Annotated in this window: 5 protein-coding genes; 3 read left to right on the top strand and 2 right to left on the bottom strand. The window is 64.6% G+C overall.

The features are described from left to right. Positions 1 to 105: 105 nt before the first annotated feature. Positions 106 to 1,734: an inorganic phosphate transporter gene (locus tag JQ632_RS30750; RefSeq protein WP_212406404.1), complete on the bottom strand. Its 1,629-nt coding sequence runs from the start codon at positions 1,732 to 1,734 to the stop codon at positions 106 to 108. A 97-nt stretch (positions 1,735 to 1,831) separates the two neighbouring features. Next, positions 1,832 to 3,226 (bottom strand): UdgX family uracil-DNA binding protein, encoded by a 1,395-nt coding sequence (locus tag JQ632_RS30745; protein ID WP_212406403.1) that lies wholly within the window; start codon positions 3,224 to 3,226, stop codon positions 1,832 to 1,834. A gap of 165 nt (positions 3,227 to 3,391) precedes the next feature. On the opposite strand from JQ632_RS30745, the gene JQ632_RS30740 reads away from it, so the two are divergent. Genes JQ632_RS30740 through JQ632_RS30730 form a run of 3 tightly spaced genes read left to right on the top strand, consistent with a single transcriptional unit; the run spans position 3,392 to position 9,226 of the window. Further along, complete coding sequence (locus JQ632_RS30740) at positions 3,392 to 4,183, top strand: ImuA family protein (RefSeq protein ID WP_212406402.1); 792 nt, start codon at positions 3,392 to 3,394, stop codon at positions 4,181 to 4,183. Further along, positions 4,074 to 5,675, top strand: a complete 1,602-nt coding sequence (locus tag JQ632_RS30735; RefSeq protein ID WP_212406401.1) for a DNA polymerase Y family protein — start codon at positions 4,074 to 4,076, stop codon at positions 5,673 to 5,675. Before JQ632_RS30740 ends, JQ632_RS30735 begins: the two co-directional genes overlap by 110 nt. Then, positions 5,672 to 9,226: an error-prone DNA polymerase gene (locus tag JQ632_RS30730; protein WP_212406400.1), complete on the top strand. Its 3,555-nt coding sequence runs from the start codon at positions 5,672 to 5,674 to the stop codon at positions 9,224 to 9,226. Before JQ632_RS30735 ends, JQ632_RS30730 begins: the two co-directional genes overlap by 4 nt. Positions 9,227 to 9,259: the final 33 nt, after the last annotated feature.

Genomic DNA, 9,259 nt, shown 5'->3' with positions numbered 1-9,259 from the left:
ACCCGGGAGTCGTCTTCAGAATCCGTCTTGCCTTACAATGCAATAGCTAGCGAAAACCCATATGCGATTCCCCTGCCGCTTGCGGGGAGAGGGAGAAGTCCTCGGTCAGAAGATCTTCGAGAACAGCACGTAGAGGCTGGCCGATAGCATGATCGCGCAGGGCAGCGTCAACACCCAGGCCATCAGCAGGTTTCGGATCGTCGACCATTGCAGGCCCGAGCCGTTGGCCGCCATGGTGCCGGCGACACCCGACGACAGCACATGCGTGGTCGAGACCGGCAGGCCGAACACGTCGGCGGCGCCGATTGTGGCGGCGGCGACGAGCTCGGCGGAGGCGCCTTGCGCGTAGGTGAGATGGCTCTTGCCGATCTTCTCGCCGACGGTGATGACGATGCGCTTCCAGCCGATCATGGTGCCCAGGCCGAGCGCGATCGCGACCGCAATCTTCACCCAGGTCGGGATGAATTTTGTGGCGCTGTCGAGCGAGCCCTTATAGGCGTTCAGGGTCGCGACCTCTTCCTTGCTCAGGTCGTTCTCCTTGTCCTTCATCAGGAAGCGGATCGCTTCCGACGTCAGGTACATGTCGTTGCGGGTGTTGCCGACGGCTTCGGCCGGCACCTTGTTGAGCGCGCCGTACTTCGCGACCTGCTCGCCGACGTCCTTCACCAGCACCGCGAGCGAGGGATAGGTGCCCTCGTTGATGTGGCGCAGCGCGATGTACTGCGTCACTGCGGGACGGGGATCGCCGATGATGCTGTGGCCGGCGCCCTTCGCCGCGATCACCCTGGAGGCGGCCTCGGACGTCTTCTGGAACTGCGCGACCTGGGATTCCGGCAGTGCGCGGTTGAGCGCGTAAGCCGTCGGCACGGTGCCGATCAGGATCAGCATGATCAGGCCCATGCCCTTCTGGCCGTCGTTCGACCCATGCGCGAAGCTGACGCCGGTGCAGGTCGCAATCAGCAGGCCGCGGATCCAGAGCGGCGGCGCCTTGTTGCCTTCGGGCGCGGCGTAGAGTGACGGGTTGCGCACGATGAACTTGAGCAGCAGCAGCAGCACGGCGGCGCAGATGAAGCCGAACAGCGGCGACAGCAGCAGCGCGTAGCCGATCTCGGTCGCCTTGGTCCAGTCCACGCCCGAGGTGCCGTCGCGGCCGCGCATGACCGCGTTGGCGATACCGACGCCGATGATCGAGCCGATCAGCGTGTGGGAGGAGGAGGCGGGCAGGCCGAAGAACCAGGTGCCGAGATTCCACACGATGGCGGCGATCAGCAGCGCGAACACCATGGCAAAGCCGGCGCTGGAGCCGACCTGGAGGATCAGCTCGACCGGCAGCAGCGAGACGATGCCGAAGGCGACCGCGCCGGAGGACAGGAGCACGCCGAGGAAATTGAAGAAGCCCGACCACATCACGGCAACTTCGGCCGGCAGCGAATGGGTGTAGATCACGGTCGCGACCGCGTTGGCGGTGTCGTGGAAGCCGTTGACGAATTCGAAGCCGAGCGCAATCAGCAGCGCGACGAGCAGGAGGATGTAGGGAAGGTAGGTCGTCACCCGCACACCTGTCGCGTCGACGTCGGCATAGATGCTGTAGGCGACGAACAGCAGCCCGGCGGCGAGGATGCCCATGAACAGGATGAGCGTGAGCGGGTTGAAACCCTTGTCGAGATTGGGTCGCGAGGCCGGCTGTACCGGTGCCGGATCCACCATGCCTGGATTCAATGCTATGTCGGTCATGTCAAACGCCCCTTACTTTTCTGATGGGCGCTATTTTCACCGACGGATTTGAAGGTGGGATGACAGGGGGCGCCCGAGGGGCGGTTTCCCCCTGCCCTCAGGCGGCGCGCGGGGTTTTCGCCTGCAAGCCGGCGGCGATTTTGAGGTCATCGACGAAGCGCCGATATTCCAGCTTTTTCGCCTCCTCGTCCGGCAGCCGCAGCAGATAGGACGGGTGCACGGTGACCAGCGCCTTGCGGCCGTCGGGAAGATCGATCAGCCGGCCGCGCGATTTGCCGATCGGGGTGATCTTGCCGAACACGCTTTGTGCCGCGGTCGCGCCCATCGCGACGACGAGCGCAGGATCGATTGCCGAAACTTCCCGCTCATACCATGGACGACAGGCCCTGATCTCCAGCGTATTCGGCTTCTGGTGCAGGCGGATCTTTCCGCGCGGCACGAACTTGAAGTGCTTGACCGCATTGGTGACGTAGACCTTCTTGCGATCGACGCCGGCCTCTTCCAGCGCGCGGTCGAGCATCTGGCCGGCCGGTCCGACGAAGGGATGGCCGGCAAGGTCCTCCTTGTCACCCGGCTGCTCACCGACCAGCATGATGGTGGCGTTTCGCGGGCCTTCGCCGAACACCGTCTGGGTGGCGTCCTTCCAGAGCGGGCAGGCGCGGCAGTGGGCAGCTTCCTCGCGGAGTGCTTCCAGATCGTCAGCGGCGGGCTTGCGTGCCATGGATATCTCCGCGCGTGGGTTCATCCTTCCGCCGGTCCAGCGTTCGGCGTCAGAGAGCAACGGTTCAAGTATCGAAGCTTCGGGCAAGTTCCTCCGTCGTTTCCTGGGCTCGTCTTGCAGCGTTAGCGGCCGGTCCGGCTGGAAGTGACGGCGCCAGGTCTCTTCCAATTTGTTCGGGGCCGGCATCTCGACCTGGTTGATGCCTGGCGTGAAGGAGACCGCGTGACCGTCCCAATGGGCGCAGACATCGGGCGTGAGGATCGACCAGGGCATGTCGGCAAAACGCCGCGTGAAAAATGGCGCGGTGAATTCGACGATGTGATGCTCCGGCGCGAACCAGGCGGCGTAATGCGCCTTCTGCTCGCGTCCGATCTCGCGGAAGCGGACGACGTCGCGCATCCGCTGCGCATCGCGCCGCACGGCATTGACCATCGCGTTGACCTGCGCGACGTCGGGATCGGTCATCGTTGCGAGCAGATCGTGGTCGGCCTTCAATCGCCACAGCAGGCGATAGAGCAGCGCGAAGCGGTCTTCGTCGCGATGCAGGATCGCGACCCGCGCGAGCTCGATGAAATGGACCGGCACGCTGAACGTGCTTTCCGTCTCGATCGGTGGAAGGTGTGATGCTTCGGACAGGCCTGATGGCACCTGGTTTTGACCTTGCACCGTCCACGTCACGTCCGCCGGATCGACGCGATGAAGCGCAAGTGCGCGTGCGGCTGTGCGCCAGCCATCGAAATCCGTCTCGCTGGTCAGGATGATGAGCTGCATGGCGTTTGAATCCCTTTGATTCCGCTCATGAATCCGCAGAGGCGCCAATTCGATTGACTCTTATGGGCCTGTTAGCTTTATATTAGAACATATCATGAACAAATGAGCCAGCCGGTGGTTCTGCTTTTTGAGCCCCGGCGAACCATCCCTGAAGGAGCGGCGAGCATGAGCGCACGCGGGAGCGCGCTTGCGGCTTTGCGCGGCCAGATCGAGCGCATCGAGACGTCGGATGCCGCGCATCATCACGATCGCGTGGCGCTCGGCCACAGCGGGGCTGATAGCGCGCTGAAGGGCGGGATCGCCCGCGCGGCGATCCACGAGGTGTTTTGCGAGGGACGCTACGGCACCGCCGCGACGGGGTTTGTGACGGGACTTGCCGGGCGCGTGTCGGCACGCCGGCCGCTGTTGTGGGTACGGCAGGATTTTTCGGAACGGGAAGCGGGCGCGCTGTCGATGAGCGGGCTCGCCGAGCTCGGCCTCGATCCGCGCCGTCTGGTGATGGTGCGTGCTGCCGATGCGGAGGCAGCCCTGCGCACCACGGCCGACGCGCTCGCCTGCGACGCGCTCGGCGCCGTCGTGCTCGAGTTCTGGGGCGAGACGAGGCAGTTCGATCTCGTGGCGAGCCGCAAGCTGACGCTCGCCGCACAGGCTTCAGGAGCAACCGGGCTGCTGCTGCGGATGGCGGCAAACCCGTCGCCGTCGACTGCCGAGACACGATGGCTGCTGCGCGCGGCACATTCGCCGCCGGGGGCGCTGTGGAGTGCCTGGGGCGCGCCCAGCTTCGATGCCGAGCTCGTCCGCAATCGTCATGGCCCGGTCGGGCGGTGGATCATGGAATGGAAATGTGATGAGTGCCAGTTCAGTGAACCGTCGGCGTATCCTCAGCCTGTGGCTGCCGCGCCTGCCCATCGACCGCATCAAGCGGGTTTTGTCGGCGAGCAGCGAAAGGCAGGATAACGCAAGCAACGAGCCGAGCATTGTCGTCGCAAAAGAAAACAATGCGCTGGTGATCCATGGGCTCGACGAGGCGGCCTCGCGCCTTGGCCTGCATATCGGCCTGCCGCTGGCGAACGCCCGCGCCATGTGGCCCGACATCAGAGTGTTCGATGCCGATGTCGTGGCGGATGCCAGGACGCTCGACGATATCGCCGACTGGTGCGACCGCTTCACCCCGCTGGTGGCGCTCGATCCGCCGCACGGGCTGTTCTTGGACATCACCGGCTGCGCGCATCTGTTCGGCGGTGAAGCCGCGCTGTTGCAGGTGCTCGTCCGTGCGCTGGCGCGGCAGGGTTTTGCCGTCAGCGCGGCGATTGCCGGCACCTCGGTGTGCGCGCGCACGCTGACGCGCCATGCCTCCGGCACCATCGTCGCCGACGGCGCGGAGGCGGAGGCGATCGGTGCGCTGCCCGTCTCCATGCTCGACGCGGACGAGGCGATCACGACGGGCCTGCGTCGCGCCGGGCTAAAAACCATCGGCGATGTTGCTTCGCGCGAACCCCATGAGATCACCGCGCGTTTCGGCGCGCGCTTCTCCACGCTGCTCAGGCATGCGCTGGGGCAGGGCGATGCGCCGATCAATCCGCGAAAACCGCTGCCCGACTACATCGTCGAGAAGCGCTTTGCCGAGCCGATCGCGACCGACACCATGATCGCGATGACGCTGTCGCGGCTGGCCGACACGCTTGTTACCTCCATGGAGAAGCAGGGCAAGGGCGCGCGGCGGCTGGAGGCCTCGTTCTTCCGCACCGACGGCGCTGTGCGGTCGATCATGGTCGAGACCGGGCGGCCCGTGACGAAAAGCGCGATCATCGACCGCCTGTTCCGCGAGCGCCTCGATGCGCTCGCCGATCCCCTCGATCCCGGCTTCGGTTTCGACATGGTCCGCCTGTCGGCGAGCCGCACAGAGATCGTGGTGCAGGAGCAGCGCGATCTCGATTCCCATGTCCATGACAATGACGAGTTGGCCGCGCTGATCGACCGCATCGCCGCGCGCATCGGCGGAAAACGCGTCGTCATGCACCTGCCGCAGGACACGCACATTCCGGAGCGCGCGGTGCTGGCCGTATCGGCGCAGCATCATCTCGCCGCCGCCACGCAAGTCGAATGGCCCGCGCGCACCGAGAGCGAGCCGCCGCTACGCCCTTTGCGGCTGTTCGAACGGCCCGAGCCGATCAAGGTGCCGTTCGCAACCGTGCCTGATGGTCCGCCGCACCAGTTCACCTGGCGCCGCGCACTGCATGCCGTGGTGCGGGTGGAAGGGCCCGAACGCATCGCCATGGAATGGTGGCGGCAGGACGGCAAGGCGCTGACACGGGACTATTTCCGCGTCGAGGATGCCGAAGGCCTGCGGTTCTGGATTTTTCGCGACGGTCTTTACGAGGGTGAAGTGTTCGACGACGAAGGCAAGCCGATGTCTCCCGGTTGGTATGTACATGGGCTGTTCGCATGAGTGCGCACGCTTATGCCGAGATCGGCGTCACCACAAACTTCTCGTTCCTGCGCGGCGGCTCGGATCCGCGCGCCTATGTGCATCAGGCCAGTCTTCTGGGGCTGCCCGCGATCGGCATTGCCGATCACAACACGCTCGCCGGAATCGTGCGCGCCTACAAGGAGCTCGACAACACGGAGCTTCCTTACAAGCCAAAGCTCCTGATCGGCGCGCGCATCGTCTTCATCGACGGCACGCCCGATATCCTAGTTTATCCCCGCGATCGCGCGGCCTATGGTCGGTTGTGCCAGCTTCTCACGAAAGGCAAGCGCGGCGACGACATCGAACGGATCGAAAAGGGCGAGTGTCATCTCGCCTTCGACGATCTCCTGGAATTTGCCGAGGGACAGCTTCTGGTCCTGACGCTGCCGCATCGCTTTGATGCTGCGAAGGCGCTGGATGTTCTCGCCAGGTTGAAGGAGAGCAGGGCCAAGGGCGTGTGGCTGGCGGCGAGCCTGCTCTATCGCGGTGACGACAAGCGACGTCTGGCGCGGCTCCATGCGCTCGCGACCAAGGCCGGCGTGCCGCTGCTCGCGACCAACGAGGTACTCTACCACGATCCGGCACGCCGCCCGTTGCAGGACGTGCTGACCTGCATCCGGGAAAAGACCACGATCGAGGCGGTCGGTCGAAAGCTGGAAGCCAATGCCGAGCGATTCCTCAAGCCCCCGCAGGAAATGGCGCGGCTGTTTCGCGACCTGCCCGAGGCGATCGCGGAGACCATGCGCTTTGCCGATAAGATCGTCTTCTCGCTCGACCAGCTCAAATACCAGTATCCGGACGAGCCGGTGCCGCCGGGCAAGACCGCGCAAGGTCATCTGGAAGATCTGACCTGGGCGGGTGTGCAGAAATATTTTGGCGGAGAGATATCGGACACGCTGCGCGCCACGCTGAAGAAAGAGCTCGCGCTGATATCAGAGCTGAAATACGCGCATTACTTCCTCACCGTGCACGACATCGTGCACTATGCGCGCAGCCAGAACATCCTGTGCCAGGGCCGCGGCTCGGCGGCGAATTCCGCCGTCTGCTACGTGCTCGGCATCACATCGGTCGATCCGACCAAGGTCGATCTGCTGTTCGAGCGCTTCATCTCCAAGGAGCGGCTGGAGCCGCCCGACATCGACGTCGATTTCGAGCATTCGCGGCGCGAGGAGGTGATGCAATATGTCTATCGCCGCTACGGCCGCCATCGCGCCGCGATCATTGCCACCATCATCCATTATCGCCCGCGCAGTGCCATCCGCGACGTCGGCAAGGCGTTGGGCTTGACGGAAGACGTCACCGCCGCGCTCGCCGACACCGTCTGGGGAAGCTGGGGCAAGGGCCTCAACGACATGCAGGTCAGGCAGGCCGGGCTCGATCCCAAAAATCCCATGATCAGCCTTGCGGTCGAGCTTGCGGCCGAGCTGATCGAATTCCCGCGCCATCTTTCGCAGCATGTCGGCGGCTATGTGCTGACGCAGGATCGGCTCGACACCTATGTGCCGATCGGCAATGCCGCGATGGAGGACCGCACCTTCATCGAATGGGACAAGGACGACGTCGACGCGCTCAACATGATGAAGGTCGACGTGCTGGCGCTGGGCATGCTGACCTGCATCCGCAAATGCTTTGACCTGATCGACGAGCACAAGGGCGAGCGCTGGGTGCTGGCGAGCGTCCCGCAGGACGACCCAAAAGTCTACGACATGCTGTGCCGCGGGGAATCGCTCGGCGTGTTCCAGGTCGAGAGCCGTGCGCAGATGAACATGCTGCCGCGCCTGAAGCCGCGGACCTTTTACGATCTCGTCATCGAGGTCGCGATCGTGCGTCCCGGGCCGATCCAGGGCGATATGGTGCATCCGTATCTGCGGCGGCGGAACGGGGTCGAGAAGGAGAATTATCCGGCGCCGTCGCCCGAGCACGGCGCGCCGGACGAGCTCTACAAGGTCCTCCACAAGACCCTCGGCGTGCCCCTGTTCCAGGAGCAGGCGATGCGCATCGCGATCGAAGCCGCACACTTTACGCCGGAAGAAGCCAATGGCCTGCGCCGCTCGATGGCGACGTTCCGCAATGTCGGCACCATCGGCAAGTTTGAAGACAAGATGATCGGCAACATGATCGCACGCGGCTATGCGCCGGAATTCGCAAAGAACTGTTTTGAGCAGATCAAGGGTTTTGGTTCCTACGGCTTTCCTGAGAGCCATGCCGCGAGCTTTGCCCAGCTCGTCTATATCTCGTCCTGGCTGAAGCATTATCACCCCGATGCGTTCTGCTGCGGCTTGCTCAATTCGCAGCCGATGGGCTTTTACGCCCCGGCGCAGATCGTCGGCGACGCCCGCAAGAACGGCGTCGAGGTGCGCGAGATCGACGTCTCCCACAGCTTTGCGCAGAACACGCTGGAGAACACGGACGGCAAATATTGCGCGGTGCGGCTAGGTTTCCGCCAGATCGATGGGTTTCACTGGCTGGACGAGGATGAGGAGCGGCTGAAGAGGTATCAGGCGCTGCGCAAGCGAAGCGTGGATGGACATGAGTCAGGGACGCACGAACGGTTGGGCTCTCTCCCCCCTTGCGGGGGAGAGTTGGAGAGAGGGGTAAGCCACGACCACCGCCCGGGCGGCTCACCCCTCTCCCTAACCCTCCCCCGCAAGGGGGGAGGGAACCCATCCACCTCCCGTACGGCCTTGGACCAGATGCGCGTTGAAGAAGCTGAGCTCGACTGGGCCGACCGCATCGTCGCCGCCCGCAACCGCCGTCCCTTCACCTCGCTGGAGGAGTTCGCCCGCGACACCGGCCTGCCCAAGCGCGCGCTGATCCTGCTTGCGGATGCCGATGCGTTCCGCTCGCTCGGGCTCGATCGCCGCGAGGCGCTGTGGCAGGTGCGGCGCCTGCCCGACGATGTGCCACTGCCGCTGTTCGAAGCCGCCACCGCCCGCGAGCAGCCGGACGAGCACGCACAGCCGCTGCCGGTGATGCCGCGGCCCGAGCAGGTGGTCGCCGACTACCAGACCATCCGCCTGTCGCTGAAGGGCCACCCGATGGAATTTTTGCGCGAGATGTTTTCGCGCGAGCGCGTAGTCCCCTGCACGGACGTGTCGCACAAAAACGACCGTCGTCGCGTCAGCTGCGCCGGCGTGGTGCTGGTGCGGCAGCGGCCGGGCAGCGCCAAGGGCGTCGTGTTCATGACGCTGGAGGACGAAACCGGAATCGCCAATGTCGTGGTGTGGCCGAAGGTGATGGAGCAGTACCGCAAGGAGGTGATGGGCGCGCGCCTGGTGCTGGTCGAAGGCTATATCCAGAGCAGCCCCGAAGAGGTGACGCATCTGGTGGCCCAGCGCATGATCGACCGCTCCCACGATCTCATCGGCCTCGCCAATGACGCGCTCACCCGCAAGCATCAGGTGCCATCAGGTCCCGCGCTGATCGAGCCGCTCAACGACGACCGCCGCGACCATGCGGATACGCCAGCCCAAAAAATCCGCCACCCCCGCAACGTCCGCATCCTGCCGCCGTCACGGGATTTTCATTGAGGCGGTCGGCAAAACGCAAATCTCTCACCGTCA

The sequence above is a fragment of the Bradyrhizobium liaoningense genome, assembly GCF_018130955.1.
In the GTDB taxonomy this organism is placed as follows: Bacteria; Pseudomonadota; Alphaproteobacteria; order Rhizobiales; family Xanthobacteraceae; genus Bradyrhizobium; species Bradyrhizobium liaoningense_C.
This window is presented reverse-complemented; position numbering and strand designations above follow the sequence as displayed.